26 protein-coding genes are annotated in these 21,952 nt (G+C 52.3%); 10 read left to right on the top strand and 16 right to left on the bottom strand.

Annotated elements, in window-relative coordinates; genetic code table 11:
- Positions 1–24 precede the first annotated feature (24 nt).
- The 4 genes from glmM to rlmE all read right to left on the bottom strand — a co-directional run bounded on the left by glmM (position 25) and on the right by rlmE (position 4,962).
- Entirely contained in the window at positions 25–1,362 is a 1,338-nt protein-coding gene (gene glmM, locus E4Z61_RS19640) for a phosphoglucosamine mutase (protein ID WP_135324176.1), read from the bottom strand.
- Entirely contained in the window at positions 1,355–2,203 is an 849-nt protein-coding gene (gene folP, locus E4Z61_RS19635) for a dihydropteroate synthase (protein WP_135324175.1), read from the bottom strand. The genes glmM and folP overlap by 8 nt, the downstream gene beginning before the upstream one ends.
- Before the next feature lie 98 nt (positions 2,204–2,301).
- Positions 2,302–4,233, bottom strand: a complete 1,932-nt coding sequence (ftsH, locus tag E4Z61_RS19630) for an ATP-dependent zinc metalloprotease FtsH (RefSeq protein ID WP_135324174.1) — start codon at positions 4,231–4,233, stop codon at positions 2,302–2,304.
- A gap of 99 nt (positions 4,234–4,332) precedes the next feature.
- A complete protein-coding gene (rlmE, locus tag E4Z61_RS19625) occupies positions 4,333–4,962 on the bottom strand; it encodes a 23S rRNA (uridine(2552)-2'-O)-methyltransferase RlmE (protein ID WP_004106110.1) in 630 nt (209 codons plus the stop codon).
- A 125-nt stretch (positions 4,963–5,087) separates the two neighbouring features.
- Between rlmE and yhbY the strand changes: the two genes are divergently transcribed.
- A complete protein-coding gene (gene yhbY, locus E4Z61_RS19620) occupies positions 5,088–5,381 on the top strand; it encodes a ribosome assembly RNA-binding protein YhbY (protein ID WP_003025016.1) in 294 nt (97 codons plus the stop codon).
- A 155-nt stretch (positions 5,382–5,536) separates the two neighbouring features.
- Here the strand turns inward: yhbY and greA are convergent, their stop codons facing one another.
- Positions 5,537–6,013, bottom strand: a complete 477-nt coding sequence (gene greA / locus E4Z61_RS19615; protein ID WP_096755520.1) for a transcription elongation factor GreA — start codon at positions 6,011–6,013, stop codon at positions 5,537–5,539.
- A gap of 248 nt (positions 6,014–6,261) precedes the next feature.
- Between greA and dacB the strand changes: the two genes are divergently transcribed.
- The gene (gene dacB / locus E4Z61_RS19610) at positions 6,262–7,698 is read left to right on the top strand and encodes a serine-type D-Ala-D-Ala carboxypeptidase (RefSeq protein WP_135324173.1); all 1,437 of its coding nucleotides are present in this window, start codon (positions 6,262–6,264) and stop codon (positions 7,696–7,698) included.
- A gap of 105 nt (positions 7,699–7,803) precedes the next feature.
- On the opposite strand, the gene cgtA is transcribed toward dacB, so the two are convergent.
- From cgtA to rplU, 4 genes are all read right to left on the bottom strand, one after another.
- A complete protein-coding gene (gene cgtA, locus E4Z61_RS19605) occupies positions 7,804–8,976 on the bottom strand; it encodes an Obg family GTPase CgtA (RefSeq protein WP_135324172.1) in 1,173 nt (390 codons plus the stop codon).
- Positions 8,977–8,991: 15 nt separating this feature from the next.
- Entirely contained in the window at positions 8,992–9,957 is a 966-nt protein-coding gene (locus E4Z61_RS19600) for a DMT family transporter (RefSeq protein ID WP_135324171.1), read from the bottom strand.
- Between the two features lie 127 nt (positions 9,958–10,084).
- Positions 10,085–10,342: a 50S ribosomal protein L27 gene (rpmA, locus tag E4Z61_RS19595; protein ID WP_096755516.1), complete on the bottom strand. Its 258-nt coding sequence runs from the start codon at positions 10,340–10,342 to the stop codon at positions 10,085–10,087.
- 19 nt (positions 10,343–10,361) lie between these two features.
- The gene (rplU, locus tag E4Z61_RS19590) at positions 10,362–10,673 is read right to left on the bottom strand and encodes a 50S ribosomal protein L21 (protein ID WP_003025032.1); all 312 of its coding nucleotides are present in this window, start codon (positions 10,671–10,673) and stop codon (positions 10,362–10,364) included.
- Between the two features lie 258 nt (positions 10,674–10,931).
- On the opposite strand from rplU, the gene ispB reads away from it, so the two are divergent.
- Both ispB and sfsB read left to right on the top strand, forming a co-directional pair.
- A complete protein-coding gene (ispB, locus tag E4Z61_RS19585) occupies positions 10,932–11,903 on the top strand; it encodes an octaprenyl diphosphate synthase (RefSeq protein WP_135324170.1) in 972 nt (323 codons plus the stop codon).
- Positions 11,904–12,139: 236 nt separating this feature from the next.
- Positions 12,140–12,424: a DNA-binding transcriptional regulator SfsB gene (gene sfsB, locus E4Z61_RS19580; RefSeq protein ID WP_135324169.1), complete on the top strand. Its 285-nt coding sequence runs from the start codon at positions 12,140–12,142 to the stop codon at positions 12,422–12,424.
- 57 nt (positions 12,425–12,481) lie between these two features.
- On the opposite strand, the gene murA is transcribed toward sfsB, so the two are convergent.
- From murA to mlaF, 7 genes are all read right to left on the bottom strand, one after another.
- Positions 12,482–13,741, bottom strand: a complete 1,260-nt coding sequence (gene murA / locus E4Z61_RS19575) for a UDP-N-acetylglucosamine 1-carboxyvinyltransferase (protein ID WP_135324168.1) — start codon at positions 13,739–13,741, stop codon at positions 12,482–12,484.
- Between the two features lie 53 nt (positions 13,742–13,794).
- Positions 13,795–14,049 (bottom strand): BolA family iron metabolism protein IbaG, encoded by a 255-nt coding sequence (ibaG, locus tag E4Z61_RS19570; RefSeq protein ID WP_005121314.1) that lies wholly within the window; start codon positions 14,047–14,049, stop codon positions 13,795–13,797.
- A 170-nt stretch (positions 14,050–14,219) separates the two neighbouring features.
- Entirely contained in the window at positions 14,220–14,513 is a 294-nt protein-coding gene (gene mlaB / locus E4Z61_RS19565; RefSeq protein ID WP_135324167.1) for a lipid asymmetry maintenance protein MlaB, read from the bottom strand.
- Entirely contained in the window at positions 14,513–15,148 is a 636-nt protein-coding gene (gene mlaC, locus E4Z61_RS19560; protein ID WP_135324166.1) for a phospholipid-binding protein MlaC, read from the bottom strand. The genes mlaB and mlaC overlap by 1 nt, the downstream gene beginning before the upstream one ends.
- Before the next feature lie 18 nt (positions 15,149–15,166).
- A complete protein-coding gene (gene mlaD, locus E4Z61_RS19555; protein ID WP_135324165.1) occupies positions 15,167–15,724 on the bottom strand; it encodes an outer membrane lipid asymmetry maintenance protein MlaD in 558 nt (185 codons plus the stop codon).
- Between the two features lie 4 nt (positions 15,725–15,728).
- On the bottom strand, positions 15,729–16,511 hold the full coding sequence (gene mlaE, locus E4Z61_RS19550; protein ID WP_045448070.1) for a lipid asymmetry maintenance ABC transporter permease subunit MlaE: 783 nt from the start codon (positions 16,509–16,511) through the stop codon (positions 15,729–15,731).
- A gap of 7 nt (positions 16,512–16,518) precedes the next feature.
- Positions 16,519–17,331, bottom strand: a complete 813-nt coding sequence (mlaF, locus tag E4Z61_RS19545; protein ID WP_135324164.1) for a phospholipid ABC transporter ATP-binding protein MlaF — start codon at positions 17,329–17,331, stop codon at positions 16,519–16,521.
- Positions 17,332–17,546: 215 nt separating this feature from the next.
- On the opposite strand from mlaF, the gene E4Z61_RS19540 reads away from it, so the two are divergent.
- From E4Z61_RS19540 to lptB, 6 genes are read left to right on the top strand one after another with little or no spacing between them, the layout of a single operon-like run.
- Complete coding sequence (locus E4Z61_RS19540) at positions 17,547–18,524, top strand: calcium/sodium antiporter (RefSeq protein ID WP_135324163.1); 978 nt, start codon at positions 17,547–17,549, stop codon at positions 18,522–18,524.
- 13 nt (positions 18,525–18,537) lie between these two features.
- Entirely contained in the window at positions 18,538–19,524 is a 987-nt protein-coding gene (gene kdsD / locus E4Z61_RS19535) for an arabinose-5-phosphate isomerase KdsD (protein WP_135324162.1), read from the top strand.
- Between the two features lie 20 nt (positions 19,525–19,544).
- Entirely contained in the window at positions 19,545–20,111 is a 567-nt protein-coding gene (gene kdsC, locus E4Z61_RS19530; RefSeq protein WP_135324161.1) for a 3-deoxy-manno-octulosonate-8-phosphatase KdsC, read from the top strand.
- A complete protein-coding gene (gene lptC / locus E4Z61_RS19525) occupies positions 20,108–20,683 on the top strand; it encodes an LPS export ABC transporter periplasmic protein LptC (RefSeq protein WP_135324160.1) in 576 nt (191 codons plus the stop codon). Before kdsC ends, lptC begins: the two co-directional genes overlap by 4 nt.
- Entirely contained in the window at positions 20,652–21,206 is a 555-nt protein-coding gene (gene lptA / locus E4Z61_RS19520; RefSeq protein ID WP_103769889.1) for a lipopolysaccharide ABC transporter substrate-binding protein LptA, read from the top strand. The genes lptC and lptA overlap by 32 nt, the downstream gene beginning before the upstream one ends.
- A gap of 6 nt (positions 21,207–21,212) precedes the next feature.
- A complete protein-coding gene (gene lptB, locus E4Z61_RS19515; protein ID WP_003828761.1) occupies positions 21,213–21,938 on the top strand; it encodes an LPS export ABC transporter ATP-binding protein in 726 nt (241 codons plus the stop codon).
- Positions 21,939–21,952: the final 14 nt, after the last annotated feature.

Below are 21,952 nucleotides of genomic sequence, written 5' to 3'. Positions count from 1 at the left end.
ACTCCGGCATTCACGCTTTCAGGCTTAAACTGCTTTCACTGCATCCGCAATACGGTGAGCGAGTTCAGTGACCTGCGCTTCATCTTCACCTTCAACCATCACACGGATTAACGGCTCGGTGCCTGACTTACGCAGAAGAACGCGACCACGGTTACCCAACGTCGCTTCGACCTCTGCCATCACCGCTTTCACGTTTTCATGTTCCAGCGGATCGCTGCTACCTGCGGTGTAACGTACGTTAACCAGCAGTTGTGGGAACATTTTCATACCGCTGCACAGGTCATGCAAACTCATATGGTTACGTACCATTGCCGCCAGCACCTGCAGACCCGCCACGATACCGTCACCGGTGGTGGTTTTATCCAGCAGGATCACGTGCCCTGAGTTTTCAGCACCGATGCGCCAGCCTTTCTCCTGCATTTTTTCCAGCACGTAGCGGTCACCGACTTTCGCACGGGCAAAGGGAATACCAAGCTGTTTTAGCGCCAGCTCCAGACCCATGTTGCTCATCAACGTACCTACCGCGCCACCGCGCAGCTGTCCCTGACGCAGTGCTTCACGGGCGATGATGTACATGATCTGATCGCCATCAACCTTGTTGCCTTCGTGGTCAACCATGATCACGCGGTCGCCATCGCCATCCAATGCAATACCCAGATCGGCTTTTTCCGCAATCACGCGCGCCTGCAGCGCACGGACGTCAGTGGCGCCGACTTCTTCATTGATGTTAACGCCATTCGGCTCACAGCCGATCGCAATGACTTTTGCACCCAGCTCACGCAGGACATTTGGCGCAATGTGGTACGTCGCACCGTTAGCGCAATCCACCACGATTTTAAGCTCACTCAGGCTCAGCTCATTCGGGAAGGTGCCTTTGCAAAACTCGATATAGCGACCGGCAGCATCAACGATACGGGTAGCTTTACCCAGTTCAGCTGAGTCTACACAGGTGATCGCCTTTTCCATCTCAGCCTCAATGGCTTCTTCAACCGCATCGGGCAGTTTGGTGCCGTCGATGGAGAAGAATTTAATCCCGTTGTCATAAAACGGGTTGTGCGAAGCGGAGATGACAATCCCGGCTTCAGCGCGGAAAGCGCGCGTCAGATACGCAACAGCGGGTGTTGGCATTGGGCCCGTGAAAGAAGCCGACAGTCCGGCGGCAGCCAAACCTGCTTCCAGCGCAGACTCCAGCATATAGCCGGAAATACGCGTATCTTTACCGATAATAATTTTACGTGAACCATGACGTGCCAGCACTTTACCTGCCGCCCAACCCAGCTTGAGCACAAAATCAGGAGTAATTGGGGCGTCGCCTACGCGACCACGGATCCCATCAGTGCCAAAATATTTACGATTACTCATAGCGTTTATTTTCCTTTGCAGACAATGTGGCTTCCACCACACGCATCGCTTCTACGGTTTCTTTGACGTCATGGACACGAAGAATCTGCGCACCCTGCATGGCAGCAATCACCGCACATGCAAGACTACCGCTCAGGCGTTCAGATGGCCCCACGTTCAACAACTGACCAATCATTGATTTTCGTGACATTCCAACCAGCAGCGGCAGATTAAAATGATGAAACTCCGCCAGGCGTGCCAGTAATGTGTAGTTATGGGTGAGATTTTTACCGAAACCGAACCCTGGGTCGAGCAACAATTTATCTTTTGCGATCCCAGCCCTTTCACAACGAGCTATTTGCTCAACAAAGTAGCGGTTTACGTCAGCAAAAACATCCTCGTACTTTGGCGCTTCCTGCATGGTCTTCGGCTGCCCCTGCATGTGCATCAGGCAAACGGGTAACCCAGTTTCCGCCGCAGCTTCCAGTGCACCAGGCTCTGTCAGGGAGCGAATATCATTAATGATATGCGCGCCGACTCGGGCACATTCACGAATCACTTCCGGTTTAGAGGTATCCACCGAGATCCACACTTCAAAGCGTTGGGCAATGGCCTCAACGACCGGGATCACGCGTTCCAGCTCTTCTTCCACGCTAACATCTGCCGCCCCCGGCCGTGTAGATTCGCCACCCACATCAATGATAGTCGCCCCGGAGTTAATCATCAGATTTGCGTGCTTCACCGCCTCAACCAGGGTGTTGTGCGCTCCACCATCAGAAAAAGAGTCCGGCGTGACGTTTAAAATTCCCATGACGTGGGGATGGCTGAGATCCAGCGAAGAACCCTGAGCAAAGAGTTTCATAGTGTTATCCCTGGTAAAATCTTTAATGAACAGATAAGAAAAACCCCGGAGCAAGCCCCAGGGTTTTCAATTAATACTCGGTCATCAGCAACGATAACTTATTTGTCACCTAACTGCTCTGACATGTTACCCGGATTCGGCGAGGTCGGTTCATCAACCGGACGCGGCGCACTTGGGGTGCCATTGTTGCCAGAGTTGTTAGACGTACCGGATTCCTCCCAACCTGCTGGTGGACGCACATCACGGCGAGCCATCAGATCGTCAATCTGCGGTGCATCGATAGTCTCATATTTCATGAGCGCATCTTTCATCGAGTGCAGAATGTCCAGGTTATCGTTCAGAAGACGACGAGCACGCTCGTAGTTACGTTCAATCAGCAATTTAACTTCCTGATCGATAATGCGCGCGGTTTCATCGGACATATGTTTTGCTTTCGCAACAGAACGACCGAGGAACACTTCGCCTTCTTCTTCCGCGTACAGCAACGGACCCAGCTTTTCAGAGAAGCCCCACTGCGTCACCATGTTACGCGCCAGGTTAGTCGCGACTTTAATGTCGTTCGACGCACCGGTGGAAACATGTTCAACACCATAGATAATCTCTTCAGCCAGACGACCGCCGTACAGCGTAGAGATCTGACTTTCCAGTTTCTGACGGCTGGCGCTGATCGCGTCACCTTCAGGCAGGAAGAAGGTCACACCCAGCGCACGACCGCGTGGAATAATCGTCACTTTGTGCACCGGATCGTGTTCCGGTACCAGGCGACCGATAATCGCGTGACCTGCTTCGTGATACGCGGTGGATTCCTTCTGCGCTTCCGTCATCACCATGGAGCGACGTTCCGCACCCATCATGATTTTGTCTTTCGCTTTCTCGAACTCAACCATCGACACAACGCGCTTGTTGCCACGTGCAGCAAACAGCGCCGCTTCGTTCACCAGGTTCGCGAGGTCTGCACCGGAGAAGCCAGGCGTACCGCGGGCAATGATTGCCGCATCGATATCCGGAGACAGCGGTACGCGACGCATATGCACTTTCAGAATCTGTTCACGACCGCGAACGTCCGGCAGACCAACCACTACCTGACGGTCAAAACGGCCTGGACGCAACAGCGCAGGGTCAAGTACGTCCGGACGGTTAGTTGCCGCGATAACGATAATGCCTTCGTTACCTTCGAAGCCGTCCATCTCAACCAGCATCTGGTTCAGCGTCTGCTCACGTTCATCATGACCACCGCCCAGACCAGCGCCACGTTGGCGGCCGACGGCGTCGATTTCATCGATGAAGATGATGCATGGTGCTGCTTTCTTGGCCTGTTCGAACATGTCACGCACACGAGATGCGCCCACACCAACGAACATTTCCACGAAGTCAGAACCGGAAATTGTGAAGAATGGAACCTTCGCTTCACCCGCGATGGCTTTTGCCAACAGGGTTTTACCGGTACCCGGAGGGCCGACCATCAGGACGCCTTTCGGGATCTTACCGCCCAGTTTCTGGAAACGGCTTGGTTCGCGCAAGTACTCAACCAGTTCAGCCACCTCTTCTTTTGCTTCGTCACAACCTGCAACGTCAGCAAAGGTGGTTTTGATCTGATCTTCTGTCAGCATGCGCGCTTTACTCTTACCGAACGACATGGCGCCTTTGCCACCCCCGCCCTGCATCTGACGCATGAAGAAGATCCAGACACCAATCAGCAGCAGCATTGGGAACCAGGAAATGAAGATAGAAGCCAGCAGGCTCGGCTCTTCAGGCGGCTCGCCAACAACCTTGACGTTTTTGGTCAGCAGGTTATCAAGCAGCTTCGGATCGTTAACCGGGATGTAGGTCGTGTAACGGTTACTATCTTTCTTGGTAACGTTAATCTCACGTCCGTTGATACGCGCTTCACGAACCTGGTCCTGATTGACCTCTTGCAGGAAGGTAGAGTAATCCACCTTACGGCCATTAGACTCGCTGGGCCCAAAGCTCTGGAATACTGACATCAGCACAACGGCAATGACCAGCCAGAGTATTAGGTTTTTCGCCATGTCACTCAAGGGATTAACCTCTTATTACAACTGTGTTAAAAACAGCGTCAGGATACTCTATATCCAGCGTCTTTCAAACTTTCGTTTGAAATCTGCCGGTTATGGTTTACGCCCGGTCGCTACAATGTACACTTCACGCGAACGGGCGCGAGAAGAGTCCGGCTTACGAACTTTGACCTTCGTAAACAGGGAGCGAATCTCTCTTAGATACTCATCGAAGCCTTCGCCCTGGAACACCTTCACTACAAAACTACCACCTGGCGCTAATACATCACGAGCCATTCCAAGCGCCAGTTCTACCAGATACATGGCCCGGGGAATATCCACCGCCGGTGTTCCACACATATTTGGTGCCATATCAGACATGACAACTTGTACTTTACTGTCACCTACGCGCTCAAGTAACGCTTTCAGGACTAATTCATCACGAAAGTCGCCCTGAAGGAAGTCCACACCAACGATTGGATCCATAGGTAAAAGATCGCAAGCGATAATGCGGCCGCTGTTTCCGATCTGCGTAACCGCATATTGCGACCAGCCACCGGGTGCAGCGCCGAGGTCAACTATCGTCATCCCCGGTTTAAAAATTTTGTCACTTTGCTGTATTTCATCAAGTTTAAACCAGGCACGGGAACGTAACCCCTTTTTCTGTGCCTGCTGAACATATTTATCGCTAAAGTGTTCCTGAAGCCAGCGGCTTGAGCTGGCAGAACGCTTTTTACCTGTCATTTTACTTTCCCATCGGGCAGTTCATCGTAACCAATGGTGTAAATTTCTACACTGCTATTTGGTGATATATGGGAGATGGCGGTAGAATGACCCGTTTTCAATCCCAACCTAAGCAAAAATATACGATGAATCTGAGTACTAAACAAAAACAGCACCTGAAAGGTCTGGCACATCCGCTCAAGCCTGTAGTCATGCTTGGCAATAATGGTTTGACCGAAGGGGTACTGGCCGAGATTGAACAAGCGCTAGAGCACCATGAACTTATCAAGGTGAAAATCGCCTCGGAAGATCGCGATACCAAAACCTTGATCGTGGAAGCTATCGTACGCGAAACCGGCGCCTGTAACGTACAGGTCATCGGCAAAACGCTGGTACTGTATCGCCCGACTAAAGAACGTAAAATCTCGCTGCCACGCTAAGAATATCCTAAAGTTGAACACGCAGTTTGTGTAAAACGCGGGAATTTCCGCTAGCAGGAGAGCAAAATGCCACGCTCTCTTCGTTGATAAAAGGCCGCTATGCGGCCTTTTTCCTTTCTTTACAATACATCAACATCTTGAGTATTGGGTAATTCTTACAGGTATTCTACCTTCACTACTTCATATTCCACTTCACCGCCCGGCGTTTTGATAACCACCACGTCGTCCTGCTCTTTGCCAATCAGGCCACGGGCAATAGGCGAGTTAACAGAAATCAGGTTCTGTTTAAAATCGGCTTCGTCATCGCCCACAATGCGCCAGGTCTGCTCTTCATCGTTATCGAGATTCAGAACGGTCACCGTTGCACCGAAAACGACACGGCCATTATTCGGCATTTTAGTGACGTCGATAACCTGAGCGTTAGACAGCTTCGCTTCGATATCTTTAATGCGACCTTCGCAGAAACCCTGCTGTTCACGCGCCGCGTGGTACTCCGCGTTTTCTTTCAGGTCACCGTGCTCACGCGCATCGGCGATCGCGGCAATGATTTCAGGACGGCGCACAGATTTCAGAAAATCCAGCTCTTCGCGCAGTTTTTCAGCACCACGTAAGGTCATAGGGATAGCTTGCATTTGTTATACCTCTTGAACATTCCTGTAGGGGGCGGTTGTCCTCACCCCGGCTGCTAAGCCCACCCTGGCAAACGCCATGCCAGAGTCAGAAGCAAAAAAATACCGACCCGGGGCACAAGGACCCAGGTCAGCTACAATTCTCTATTTGATGATCATTTTACCCTGGAGTTCCGTATGGGTCATCGTTTACTTTTTGGGGCGTTGCGCCGTAGTATGACGGCCTGTTTCCAGGTTGTTAGCGCGAGATTATGCGATTTCCCAGATTTACCATTGGATTGACTGCCAGTATTGCGGCGTTCAGCGTTCAGGCTGCGAATGTTGACGAGTACATCAACCAGCTCCCTGCCGGGGCCAACCTCGCCCTTATGGTACAGAAGGTTGGGGCCCCGACGCCTGCTATTGATTACCATAGCCAACAAATGGCCCTACCCGCCAGCACCCAGAAAGTCATCACCGCCCTGGCGGCCTTGATTCAGCTCGGGCCTGACTTCCGTTTTACCACCACGCTAGAGACCAAAGGCAGTGTGGAAGGTGGGGTATTGAACGGTGACTTGGTTGCGCGATTTGGTGCCGATCCGACGCTAAAACGTCAGGATATTCGCAATATGGTGGCAACCCTGAAAAAATCTGGCGTGACGCAAATTGCCGGTAACGTGCTCATCGACACCTCCATTTTCGCCAGCCATGATAAAGCGCCCGGTTGGCCCTGGAACGACATGACGCAGTGTTTTAGCGCACCGCCTGCGGCTGCGATTGTCGATCGTAACTGCTTCTCGGTGTCGCTTTACAGTGCACAAAAACCCAACGATCTTGCCTTTATTCGCGTGGCGTCATACTACCCGGTAACGATGTTCAGCCAGGTGCGCACCCTCGCGCGCGGATCTGCGGAAGCGCAATATTGTGAACTGGACGTGGTTCCCGGCGATTTAAACCGCTTCACGTTAACCGGCTGTCTGCCCCAACGCGCCGAACCGCTGCCGCTGGCGTTTGCCATTCAGGACGGTGCTAGCTATGCCGGGGCGATTATTAAAGATGAGCTAAAACAAGCTGGTATCACCTACAGCGGTACGCTGCTGCGCCAGACACAGGTCAACGAACCGGGAACCGTGGTTGCCAGCAAACAGTCGGCACCGCTGCATGACCTGCTTAAGATTATGCTGAAAAAATCGGACAACATGATTGCCGATACCGTTTTCCGCATGATTGGTCATGCGCGTTTTAACGTACCCGGCACCTGGCGGGCAGGCTCTGATGCCGTACGCCAGATTTTGCGTCAGCAAGCGGGTGTAGATATTGGCAACACGATTATTGCCGACGGTTCTGGCCTCTCTCGCCATAACCTGATTGCTCCAGCGACCATGATGCAGGTACTGCAATACATCGCGCAGCATGACAATGAGCTGAACTTTATTACGATGCTACCGCTGGCAGGCCACGACGGCTCTCTACAATACCGTGCGGGTCTGCATCAGGCAGGCGTGGATGGCAAAGTCTCTGCGAAGACAGGCTCGTTACAGGGGGTTTATAACCTTGCTGGCTTCATTACCACGGCAAGCGGGCAACGCATGGCGTTTGTACAGTATCTGTCTGGCTATGCGGTGGAACCCGCAGATCAACGTAACCGCCGTATTCCGCTGGTGCGCTTCGAGAGTCGGTTGTACAAGGATATTTATCAGAATAACTAGATCTTGAAGATTCCGGATGGCGCTGACGCTTTTCCGGCATACGCAAACGACAGAGACAAAACGGGCCGCATATGCGGCCCGTTAGCGATTCACCCGGCAATGAGATTAACGCTTGTAGATGAACTCAACGCCTTCTTCGTCGTCTTCGTCCCAATCGTCATCCCAGTCATCTTCCGCTTCGTCTTCGACTTCAGCGAGCTGCTGACGGTGATAATCGTCCCACATGAACTCCACTTTCTCCGGCTGCTTCGCTTCTTCAGCCTGAACAATTGGGTTCTCGATGATAAACGTCATCACATCCCAGCAAAGATCCTTCACGCCCAGCTGGCTAGCGGCAGAGATCAGGTAATATTTACCTTCCCAGCCCAGCGCCTCGGCGATCGCTTTCGCTTTTTCTTCCGCTTCGTCTTTGTCCATCAAATCAATTTTGTTGAACACTAACCAGCGCGGCTTGGACGCCAGATCCTGACTGTATTTTTCCAGCTCGCCAATAATGATACGGGCGTTTTCTACCGGATCGGAACCGTCAATCGGATCGATATCAATGAGGTGCAGCAGTACGCGGCAACGCTCCAGGTGCTTCAGGAATCGGATCCCCAGACCCGCGCCTTCCGCAGCGCCTTCAATCAGACCCGGGATATCGGCAACCACAAAGCTCTTTTCGTTATCCATACGCACTACGCCCAGGCTCGGCACCAGGGTGGTAAACGGATAATCAGCGACTTTAGGTTTCGCTGCGGATACCGCACGGATAAACGTTGATTTACCGGCGTTTGGCATACCCAGCATACCGACATCGGCTAACAGCATCAGCTCCAGCATCAGATCGCGCTTATCGCCCGGCGTACCCATCGTTTTCTGACGTGGGGTACGGTTGACCGAGGATTTGAAACGGGTGTTACCCAAACCGTGCCAGCCGCCTTTAGCGACCATCAGGCGCTGACCGTGTTTGGTCATGTCGCCCATGGTTTCGCCCGTACCCTGATCGATTACACGTGTACCGACAGGCACTTTGATCGTAACGTCTTTACCACGCTTACCGGTGCAATCACGGCTCGCGCCATTCTGACCACGTTCCGCACGGAACGATTTTTCAAAGCGGTAGTCGATCAGCGTGTTCAGGTTTTCGTCGGCTTCCAGCCAGACGTCACCACCATCACCACCATCACCGCCGTCCGGACCGCCTCTTGGGATGTACTTTTCGCGGCGGAAGCTGACGCAACCATTACCGCCATCACCTGCAACGACCAGAATCGATGCTTCATCAACAAACTTCATTTTACTCTCCGTAAATCATTCGCCTGAGCGGGGTTGCGAAACCACCGTTTCATGCTTACGTAAACCGCCCCAAATACGATGACCAATGGCGGAATACATCGCGCCCGCAACCACGATAAACGCACCGAGATAACCTAAAAGGTTTAGCATCGGTCTGGCGAAGAAATCGGGCCAGGCCAGTGATAATAAATCTGAAAATAACAACGTAAACAGCGGTGTAAGCGTAATAATGGCGCTCACCTGTGCCGCCTGCCAGCGCGCCATTGCTTCCGCAAGCGCACCGTATCCTACCAGCGTATTCAGGCCGCAGAATATCAGACATGCCAGCTGCCAGTCGCTGAGTTGCGTTATCACACCGGGTTTAGCCAGCGGCAATAACGCAAGCGTACATAAAGTGTACAGTAAAAACAGGATCTGCTGTGATGCCAGGCGACGCAATAACACCTTTTGCGCGACCCCATAGCTCACCCAGACCGTCGCCGCACCGACACCAAAGATCACACCCCAGGTGTAATCGGTCAGTTTGGTAAAAATCTCGATCAGACTGGTATTAAAAAACAGCACCAGCCCGCTCAGCAACATAATGGCACCAATAACCTGCGTACCGCGCATCTTTTCCTTCAGGATAAAGACACTGGCGACCATCATGCCAACCGGTGACAGCTGACCGATGACCTGCGAAGCCGTTGGGCTCAAATATTGCAAAGATGAACTAAACAGAATGAAGTTACCGAACAGCCCACCGGTGGCGATCGCCAGCAGTACCAACCAACGCGCTTTACGAAAAATACGCAATGGCGGGAGCTTTTTTTTAACCGCAAGAATCGCCCCAAGGCCAATGCTTGCCATTAAAAAACGGTAGAACACTACGGTAGGAGGCTCCATCACCTCCAGCACTTGCTTCATCGCTATTGGTAGAGCGCCCCAACAAACTGCCGTTGTCAGCGCCAAAAGAATACCAATACCTGCCTGCTGCTTCATGCCGTATTCCCTGCAAGGGCTCGTTTCCGGGTTGTCACGGCGCGACGAGCGTATTTACCGGCCGTCGAATGTAAAAAGCCCCGCAACACGTTGCGGGGCTTTCATCCGTTACCGGGACGCGAAAAACTTATTCAGCAACAATGCTGATAAAACGACGGTTTTTCGGGCCTTTCACTTCGAATTTCACTTTACCGTCTGCTTTAGCAAACAGAGTGTGGTCTTTACCGCAGCCTACGTTAGAGCCAGCGTGGAACTGAGTACCACGTTGACGAACGATGATGCTACCTGCCAGAACTGTTTCGCCGCCAAAGCGTTTTACGCCCAGACGTTTAGCTTCTGAATCGCGACCGTTACGAGTCGAGCCGCCAGCCTTTTTATGTGCCATTTAATCTGCTCCTCTTAACTTAAGCGCTGATGCCAGTGATTTTCACATCAGTGAACCACTGACGATGGCCCTGCTGCTTACGGTAGTGTTTACGACGACGAAACTTAACAATTTTAACTTTCTCGCCACGACCGTGAGCAACAACTTCAGCTTTGATAACGCCGCCATCAACGAAAGGAACGCCGATTTTGACTTCTTCACCGTTTGCGATCATCAGAACTTCAGCGAATTCAACAGATTCGCCAGTTGCGATGTCCAGCTTTTCCAGGCGAACGGTCTGACCTTCGCTTACTCGGTGTTGTTTACCACCACTTTGGAAAACCGCGTACATAAAAAACTCCGCTTCCGCGCACACCTTTTTGATGATTCAGAGTGCGCTATAAATATTCACAATAGGGCGCGAATATTACGCAAAACGCGAGCCTTTGACAAGTGCTACCGTCAATACATGCAGAAAAAAAACACAACGTGTATGGTAACGTTTATCTGTGGCGTTTTTTCAGTACAATCAGCATATATTTCTAACCCTAAACCCGTAGTTACCTTGCCATACTGTGAGGTAATCGGGGCGAGAAGCCCGGCTTTTGCGATGAATTTAGAAAAAATCAATGAGTTAACCGCGCAAGATATGGCGGGTGTCAATGCGACAATCCTTGAACAGCTTAATTCCGACGTCCAGCTAATCAACCAGTTGGGGTACTACATCATTAGCGGTGGCGGAAAGCGTATTCGCCCGATGATCGCCGTACTCGCGGCTCGCGCCGTTGGCTATCAAGAAAACGCCCACGTCACGATTGCGGCCCTAATCGAGTTTATCCACACCGCAACCCTACTTCATGACGATGTGGTGGATGAATCCGACATGCGCCGCGGGAAAGCAACAGCAAACGCGGCGTTTGGTAATGCGGCCAGCGTACTGGTTGGCGATTTTATCTATACCCGTGCCTTTCAGATGATGACTAGCCTCGGTTCACTGAAAGTGCTGGAAGTGATGTCCAAAGCGGTCAACGTCATTGCTGAAGGTGAAGTTCTGCAATTGATGAACGTCAACGACCCTGACATCACCGAAGAAAACTACATGCGCGTCATCTACAGCAAGACGGCGCGCCTGTTTGAAGCCGCGGCTCAATGTTCTGGCATTCTTGCTGGCTGCAGCGAAGAACAGGAAAAGGGTTTACAGGATTATGGCCGCTATCTCGGTACCGCTTTCCAGTTAATTGATGATTTGCTGGATTACAGCGCAGACGGCGAACAGTTAGGTAAAAACGTTGGTGACGATCTCAACGAAGGGAAACCTACGCTGCCGCTGCTGCATGCGATGCGTCACGGCACCCCAGAACAGACGCAAATGATTCGTCAGGCGATTGAGCAAGGAAACGGACGCCACCTTCTGGAGCCGGTTCTGGAAGCGATGAACGCCAGTGGTTCGCTGGAGTGGACCCGCCAGCGGGCAGAAGAAGAGGCCGATAAGGCCATCGCTGCGCTGCAAGTGCTGCCTGATACGCCATGGAGAGAAGCGCTGATTGGTCTGGCGCATATCGCCGTACAGCGCGACCGTTAATCCTTTCATCGCTTTTCCTTGCAGAAAATCTTCCCGTGCAGTGCACGGGTTTTTTTGGCTCCTATAAATTCCAATAAAATCATTGGAATCTTCACCTTTCTCTAATGACCTTTATATATTCTGAATATACAAACCCCTTACACGAACTTTTTAGAACATCCGTTCTCCTGGATGTATAGTGCCACTACTGGTTAATAGTTAAACCGTAAGTGGTGAACCAAAGGAGAAAGGGATGTATGGAAGGCAAACTCATTGACTGGCATCCGGCTGACATCATCGCAGGACTGCGCAAGAAAGGAACTTCAATGGCGGCAGAATCGCGTAGAAATGGGTTGAGTTCATCAACGCTGGCAAATGCGTTAACCCGACCATGGCCAAAAGGAGAATTGATTATCGCAAAAGCGCTGGGAACGGACCCGTGGGTGATTTGGCCGTCACGCTATCACGATGCAAAAACGCATGAATTCATCGACAGAACGCGGATGATGAGAGCGCGTAAAGAAAAAACGCCCCTTGAGTAAAGGGCTGGACAGTAACCCCCAGAGTACAAACCTGGGGGTCACAAGAGACGCTAGCGATTACTCGCCTTTCACGCGCTCGATGTTTGCGCCCAGCGCGCGCAGCTTATCTTCGATGCGCTCATAGCCGCGATCGATGTGATAAATACGGTCAACCACCGTGGTGCCTTCTGCAATACACCCTGCCAGTACCAGGCTTGCTGACGCACGCAGATCCGTTGCCATGACCTGCGCACCGGAGAGCGTTTCAACGCCGTGACAAATCACGGTGTTGCTTTCGATTTCTGCGTGAGCGCCCATACGACTCAGTTCAGGCACGTGCATAAAGCGGTTTTCAAACACGGTTTCAGTGATGAAGCCGGTGCCTTCTGCCACCAGGTTCAACAGTGTGAACTGGGCCTGCATATCGGTCGGGAACGCCGGATGCGGGGCAGTACGGACATTGACCGCTTTCGGACGCTTGCCGTGCATGTCGAGGCTAATCCAGTCTGCGCCGACTTCGATATCCGCACCCGCATCACGCAACTTCGCCAGAACGGCATCCAGCGTATCCGGCTGTGCATTACGGCAAATGATTTTGCCGCGAGAAATCGCCGCTGCCACCAGGAAGGTCCCGGTTTCAATGCGGTCTGGCAGAACGCGATACACACCGCCACCGAGGCGCTCAACACCCTCAATGGTGATACGATCGGTGCCCTGACCGGTAATCTTCGCACCCAGTGCAATCAGGAAGTTAGCGGTATCAACAATTTCCGGCTCACGTGCGGCGTTTTCGATGATGGTGGTGCCTTCGGCAAGCGTTGCCGCACACATGATAGTCACCGTCGCACCGACGCTCACTTTATCCATCACGATGTGCGCACCTTTCAGACGACCATCAACGGATGCCTTCACATAGCCTTCTTCCAGCTTGATGGTCGCGCCTAACTGCTCGAGGCCGGTAATGTGCAGGTCAACCGGACGCGCACCAATCGTGCAGCCGCCTGGCAGTGACACCTGGCCTTGACCAAAGCGAGCCACCAACGGCCCCAGCGCCCAAATGGATGCACGCATGGTTTTCACCAGATCATACGGCGCGCAGAAGACGTTTACATCACGCGCATCAATGTGCACGGAGCCGTTACGCTCAACCTTTGCGCCCAACTGGCTCAGCAGCTTCATCGAGGTATCAACGTCCTTCAGTTTCGGGACGTTTTGGATTTCTACGGGTTCTTCTGCCAGCAGTGCCGCAAAAAGGATCGGCAGTGCTGCATTTTTAGCGCCTGAAATTGTGACTTCGCCCTGGAGCTTAGTCGGCCCCTGTACACGAAACTTATCCATTGTTCTGTTCTCTGTTAAGAATTCATATTCGCTACCGGCGTATCACCCGTAGCTCAAAAACCGTTAAGTTTGCGATCGCGCGCCCATTCCGCTGGGGTAAACGCTTTGATCGACACGGCATGAATGCGGTTATCCGCAATGTACTCCATCAATGGGCCATAGACCGATTGCTGCTTCTTGACCCGGCTCATGCCGTCAAACATCTCACCCACGGCAATAACTTGAAAGTGACTGCCATCGCCAGAGACGTGGACTTCCTGGAGGGAGAGTGCGTTCATCAGCACGCTCTGAATTTCATTATTTTCCATGGGCTCTTCATTCGTCAGATAGTGAAAACAGCCCAACATCTTAGAGCAAAGTGGCGCTGTCATAAATAAGCAAAAAGCCTCGCCGATAAATCAGACAAGGCTTTGGTGGTTGCTACCCCCTCAGGGGTTTTGCCGGATGGCGGCACAAGGTCTTATCCGGCCTACAAAAATTAACGCGGAAGGACGTCATCGGGCAAATTGTAAAGCTTTGCCAACGTGTAAACCTTATCGTTAACGCCGGTGAGCGAAACGTGATTCCCCTGCCGCTTGCCCTGGTCAACAAGGTGAACCAGCAACGCCAGGCCGCCGGTATCAACCCGAGAAACCTGGCTCAGATCGATGCAGGAGATCCCTTTCATCGCCTCAACGCGCGCATCCCATAGTGGGTTTAACACGTCCTGATCCAGTTCTCCCACCAGCGAGAGCTTGTCACCTTCACGCACCCAGGTGAGTGACTGCGTCATTATTTTTTCTCTTCCAGCGTGATTTTCTGTTGAGAAATAGACTTCAACTGCGCCGTCAGACCGTCAATACCTTTGGTACGCAGCAGGTCGCTCCACTCATTTTGTTTGGTGGTGATCATGCTGACACCTTCGGCGATCATGTCATACGCCTGCCAGTGACCGGTCTGAGAGTTTTTACGCCACTGGAAATCCAGACGTACCGGAGGACGGCCATTCGGATCGATGATGGTGACACGGATCGGCACGATGGTCGCATCACCCAGCGGTTGCTCCGGGGCAATCTGATAGGTCTGGCCGTGATACATCGCCAGCGCCTGGCCGTAGGCCTGCTTCAGGTACTCACGAAACGCAGCAAAATACGCGTCACGTTGTGCAGGCGTCGCTTCTTTGTAATAGCGTCCCAGCACCAGCGCACCGGCATACTTCACTTGAACGTACGGCAGCAGTTCCTGATCGACGATATTACGCAGGTAATCCGGGTTAGAACGGATTTTCGGCTGTTCGTTCTTCAGACGGTCGAAGGTTTTCTGCGCCGCCTCATCCATCTGTTTGTAGGGGTTAGTCTGATCCGCTGCCGTTGCTGCGCTAAGAGGAGCAATGACCAGCATAGCCACCATCATTAATCGTTTAAACATATGTCGATTCTCCTGAGATTATTTCGTCGCGCCCGCAGGCGTAGTGGCTTCATTATTACCTTGAGCTGCAGCCGGCGCATCGCCAGAATTCTTATTGTCATCGCCTTTACTGTTGCTGTTGTAAAGGAACTGACCAATCATATCTTCCAGCACCATCGCCGATTTTGTGTCCTGGATCGTATCACCATCTTTAAGAATAGCGGTTCCCAATTCAGGATCTTCAAAACCTACGTTTAATGCCAGATATTGCTCACCCAGTAGACCGGAAGTACGAATACTCAGTGAACTGGTGTCAGGGATCTGATTAAAACGCGATTCAATCTCCAGCGTCACACGCGGCAGGTACGATTTCGGATCTAACGAAATGTCCGACACGCGCCCAACAACCACCCCACCAATCCGCACAGGAGAACGCTCTCTCAGGCCGCCGATGTTATCAAAAGTCGCATAAATCGTGTAGGTCGGCTCAGTGCGCATAGAGGTGACATTGGCTGCTTTCAGGCAGACGAACAACGCCGCCAGCAGCGCAACCAACAGAAATAACCCGACCCAAATTTCATTTTTTTTCGTTTGCATGAACTCAATTCCCAAACATCAGTGCGGTCAGCACAAAATCCAGCCCCAGAACGGCAAGAGAGGCGTGCACAACGGTGCGTGTCGTTGCCCGGCTAATCCCGGCAGAGGTCGGGATCGCATCATAACCATTGAACAATGCAATCCATGTGACCGTAATGGCAAACACCACGCTCTTAATCAAACAGTTGACCAGGTCCAAACGCCAGTCGACGGCATTTTGCATGGCAGACCAGAAGAAGCCTGCATCAATACCCTTCCAGCTTACGCCAACCAGCGAACCGCCCCAGATACCTACCGCGACAAAAATAATCGTCAGCAGCGGCAGTGAAATCACGCCCGCCCAAAAACGTGGGGAGATCACCCTACGCAGAGGATCGACCGCCATCATTTCCATACTGGAAAGCTGTTCGGTTGCCCGCATCAGGCCAATTTCTGCAGTTAAAGCCGATCCGGCTCGTCCGGCGAACAGCAGCGCCGCCACAACCGGGCCCAGCTCACGCAGCAGCGAAAGCGCCACCAGCATTCCAAGACTCGTTTCCGCACTGTAGGTCGTCAGAACCAGGTATCCCTGCAACCCCAACACCATACCAATGAACACGCCAGAGACGATAATGATCAGCATCGATAAGACGCCGACATTATAGAGCTGGCGGATCAGCAACGGCGCATGTTTGCGAAATTCCGGCTTGCCGACTACCGCATTGAACAACATTAATCCGGCACGCCCGAACGTCCTGAGGGTTTTTATCCCTCGATGTCCGAGTGATGCCAGCGCATTTAACAACATGGGTGGCTTAACTCCCTGTTTTGAGTAAATCGGAGTGGTAATCGCCCGCCGGGTAACGGAACGGAACCGGCCCGTCGGCAATACCATCCAGGAACTGGCGCACGCGCGGATCGGCATTTTCTTGCAGCGCCTGAGCACTGCCGTAGGCCACTATTTTTTTGTCCGCCATAATATAGGCGTAATCCGCAATACTCAGTACCTCAGGCACATCATGAGAGACCACCACGCAGGTGACGCCCAGTATGCTGTTCAGTTCTGATATCAGCTTCACCAGCACGCCCATGGTGATGGGATCCTGACCGACGAACGGTTCATCAAACATAATCAGGTCTGGCTCCAGCGCAATGGCACGTGCAAGTGCGGCACGTCGCGCCATCCCACCGGATAATTCAGAAGGCATTAATTTTGCCGCTCCGCGCAGGCCGACGGCCTCCAGCTTCATCATCACCGTACTTTTCAGCAACGGCGCAGGCAGCGTCGTATGCTCACGCAGCGGATAGGCAACGTTGTCAAACACGTTCATATCGGTAAACAAGGCGCCTGACTGGAACAGCATACTCATGCGCTTACGCACGGTGTACAAACGTGAACGAGACATGGTCGGGACGTTCTCGCCATCAAACAAGATCTCACCCTTATCCGGGGGAATTTGCCCACCAATCAGACGTAACAGCGTCGTTTTGCCGATGCCTGATGGCCCCATGATCGCCGTGATCTTGCCGCGCGGCACCGTCAGGGAAATATTATCAAAAATGCAGCGGTCGCCTCGGGAAAAGCTGACATCGTGCATATCGACTAGATTCGCCACAGACTGACCCATTGCTTCATCCTTTACTGTTGCCTCGTTAATCGAAGAGTTTGGCGCTCAATTTAGCCCTGAACCCAACATATTTACAGATTATTACCCGCTCTGGTTAGCGAAAGCTGGCATTTGTTTTACTTTTTAGCCGCATAAAGTCAAAATTAAGACTTCGTTACGGCTTCCAGAAGATCCTTCACGTGGACCGGCGAGTATACCTGAAGAAAGGACTTTAGATGCTTTTAGCGACGGCGCTGTTAATAATTGGTTTACTTCTGGTGGTCTACGGTGCCGACCGTCTGGTATTTGCCGCATCCATTTTATGCCGTACCTTCGGCATTCCCCCTATTATTATAGGGATGACCGTTGTCAGCATCGGTACATCGTTACCCGAGATAATTGTCTCCGTTGCCGCCTCAATCAATGGACAGCTCGATTTAGCCGTCGGCACCGCTATCGGCTCGAACATCACCAATATTCTCCTGATTTTAGGCCTGTCAGCGCTTATTCACCCTTTTACCGTGCATTCTGATGTTCTGCGTCGCGAATTACCGCTAATGTTGCTGGTCAGTATTCTGGCGGCATCCGTGCTGTACGACGGGCAACTGAGCCGCAGTGATGGTTTCTTTCTTCTGTTTCTGGCCGTGCTATGGCTGCTTTTCATTGTTAAAATCGCGCGACTGGCTGAACGGCAAGGAAATGACAGCCTGACCCGGGAGCAGGTGGCAGAGCTGCCGCGTGAAGGGGGATTACCCGTCGCCTTTTTGTGGCTGGGTATTGCGCTGATTATTATGCCGATGGCAACGCGGATGGTGGTGGATAACGCCACCGTACTGGCAAATTACTTTGCCATGAGCGAGCTTACTATTGGACTAACGGTGGTGGCCATTGGCACCAGCCTGCCTGAGCTGGCAACAGCCATCGCGGGCTTGCGTAAGGGTGAAAACGACATTGCTGTCGGCAACATCATCGGTGCCAACATTTTTAATATTGTTATCGTTCTCGGGCTGCCCGCACTGATTACACCGGGCGAGGTCAATCCGATGGCCATCGTCCGTGACTACAGCGTTATGCTGCTGGTGAGCGTTATTTTTGCACTACTCTGCTGGCGACGTCCGCGCCAGATTGGTCGCGGCGCGGGTGCGCTGCTGACCGGCGGTTTTATCATATGGCTGGCGATGCTGTATTGGTTATCGCCACTTCTCGTTGGATAACTGGAAACGCATTATGTCGCACTTAGAGTTGCAACCGGGTTTTGACTTTCAGCAAGCAGGCAAAGAAGTCCTGGCAATTGAACGTGAAGGCCTGGCGGAGCTTGATCAGTACATCGACCTGAACTTTACTCTCGCCTGTGAGAAAATCTTCAACTGCACGGGTAAAGTCGTGGTGATGGGAATGGGGAAATCCGGGCATATCGGGCGCAAAATGGCCGCAACTTTTGCCAGTACCGGTACGCCGTCCTTTTTCGTACATCCTGGCGAAGCCGCACACGGCGATCTGGGTATGGTGTCCCCGCAGGACGTAGTGATCGCCATTTCTAACTCCGGCGAATCCAATGAAATTGCCGCGTTAATCCCGGTGCTCAAACGCCTTCACGTCCCCCTTATCTGCATGACCGGTCGTCCGGAAAGCAGCATGGCGCGTGCGGCAGATGTGCATCTGTGTGTTAAAGTACCCAAGGAAGCGTGTCCGTTAGGTCTGGCGCCGACCAGCAGCACAACCGCGACGCTGGTGATGGGCGATGCGCTCGCCGTGGCGTTATTGAAGGCCCGTGGCTTTACCGCAGAAGATTTTGCGTTGTCTCACCCCGGCGGAGCACTGGGTCGTAAGCTTTTGCTGCGTGTTAACGATATTATGCATACGGGTGACGAGATCCCGCATGTGAATAAAAACGCCAGCCTGCGCGATGCCTTACTTGAGATCACGCGTAAAAATCTCGGCATGACCGTCATTTGCGATGACACTATGAAGATCGACGGCATCTTCACGGATGGCGACTTACGCCGCGTCTTTGATATGGGCGTCGACGTACGCCAGCTAGGGATTGCCGATGTAATGACTCCCGGTGGCATTCGCGTGCGTCCGGGCATTCTTGCCGTAGATGCCCTGAATTTAATGCAGTCCCGCCATATTACCTCGGTGATGGTTGCTGATGGCGACCAGTTACTGGGTGTGTTACATATGCATGATCTGCTGCGTGCAGGTGTAGTGTAGAAAATCAAGGATAAAGAAAAATGAGTAACGCAGGTGCGTCGCTTGCGACCTGTTACGGACCCGTCAGCGCTGAAGTTATCACCAGGGCAGAGAATATTCGACTGCTGATCCTTGATGTGGATGGTGTGCTGTCTGACGGTTTGATTTATATGGGCAATAACGGTGAAGAGCTAAAGGCGTTTAACGTCCGTGATGGCTACGGTATTCGTTGTGCGCTCACTTCCGGTATCGAGGTTGCTATTATTACCGGACGAAAGGCTAAACTTGTAGAAGATCGCTGTGCCACTTTGGGGATAACCCATCTCTACCAGGGACAGTCGGACAAACTGGTTGCCTTTAGCGATCTACTCAGCAAACTGGCGATCGCGCCGGAACATGTGGCGTACGTCGGCGACGATCTGATCGACTGGCCGGTGATGGCGAAAGTAGGATTAAGCGTGGCGGTGGCAGATGCCCACCCGCTGTTGATCCCACGAGCCGACTATGTCACACGCATTGATGGAGGGCGCGGCGCGGTACGTGAAGTCTGCGATTTATTACTCCTGGCGCAGGGCAAACTGGACGAGGCCAAAGGTCAATCGATATGAGCAAAACCAGACGTTGGGTTATCATTCTACTGTCGCTGGCTGTCCTTGTGCTGATCGGTATTAACCTGGCAGACAAAGACGACTCCGCTCAAGTAGTGGTGAATAACAACGAGCCGACCTATAAGAGCGAGCATACTGACACCGTCGTGTATAGCCCGGAAGGCGCACTGAGCTATAGACTCATTGCTCAACACGTTGAATATTATTCAGATCAGGCTGTTTCGTGGTTTACTCAACCGGTATTAACCACGTTTGATAAGGATAAAGTGCCGACTTGGTCGATCAAGGCTGATAAAGCCAAATTGACTGAGGATCGGATGCTGTATCTGTATGGCCATGTTGAAGTCAACGCCCTGGTGCCTGACTCTCAACTACGCAGAATTACGACCGATAACGCGCAGATTAACCTGGTAACGCAAGATGTTACCTCTAACGATCTGGTCACGTTGTATGGAACAACATTTAACTCCAGCGGACTGAAGATGCGCGGCAACTTACGCAGCAAGAACGCCGAGCTGATTGAAAAGGTTAGAACCTCATATGAAATCCAAAACAAACAAACTCAGCCTTAACCTTGTGCTTGCCAGCTCCCTTCTGGCCGCCAGCATTCCGGCATTTGCCGTCACCGGCGATACCGAACAGCCGATTCACATTGAATCGGACCAGCAGTCCCTGGATATGCAGGGCAACGTGGTGACGTTTACCGGTAATGTTATCGTGACGCAGGGCACCATCAAAATTAACGCCGATAAAGTCGTTGTGACCCGCCCAGGTGGTGAAGACGGTAAAGAAGTGATCGACGGTTATGGCAATCCGGCAACGTTTTACCAGATGCAAGACAACGGTAAACCGGTTAAAGGCCATGCCTCACAGATGCACTATGAACTGGCAAAAGATTTCGTCGTTCTGACCGGTAAGGCTTATCTGGAACAGCTCGATAGCAACATTACCGGCGATAAGATTACTTATCTGGTAAAAGAGCAGAAAATGCAGGCCTTCAGTGATAAAGGCAAACGCGTCACCACCGTTCTGGTGCCGTCACAGCTGCAGGATAAAAACAAAACCAAGGCTCCGGCAGAGAAAAAAGGTAACTGATTCGTTATGGCAACATTAACTGCAAAGAACCTTGCAAAAGCCTATAAAGGCCGCCGTGTAGTGGAAGATGTCAGTTTGACCGTCAACTCCGGGGAGATCGTTGGTCTGCTCGGCCCGAACGGTGCCGGCAAAACAACGACCTTTTATATGGTGGTTGGCATTGTGCCGCGCGATGCAGGCAACATCATCATCGATGACGAAGACATCAGCCTGCTGCCACTGCACGCTCGCGCCCGTCGCGGCATCGGCTACCTGCCGCAGGAAGCCTCTATTTTTCGTCGTCTGAGCGTATTTGATAACCTGATGGCGGTACTGCAAATTCGTGACGATCTTACCAGCGAGCAGCGCGAAGATCGCGCCAACGAACTGATGGAAGAGTTCCATATCGAACACCTGCGCGACAGCCTGGGACAGTCACTGTCCGGGGGTGAACGACGCCGTGTGGAAATCGCCCGCGCGCTGGCCGCAAATCCGAAATTTATCCTGCTGGATGAACCGTTTGCGGGTGTTGATCCCATCTCCGTTATTGATATCAAACGCATCATTGAACACCTGCGCGACAGTGGGCTGGGCGTACTGATTACCGACCACAACGTTCGCGAAACGCTGGCGGTCTGTGAGCGAGCCTACATCGTGAGTCAGGGACACCTGATCGCACACGGCACACCAACAGAAATACTGCAAGACGAGCACGTTAAACGCGTATACCTTGGGGAAGACTTCAGACTCTGATAGGGTAGAAGACG

The organism is Citrobacter tructae (genome assembly GCF_004684345.1).
GTDB lineage: Bacteria > Pseudomonadota > Gammaproteobacteria > Enterobacterales > Enterobacteriaceae > Citrobacter > Citrobacter tructae.
Note: the sequence above shows the minus strand (reverse complement) of the source record. Positions and strands in the feature narration are given on the sequence as shown.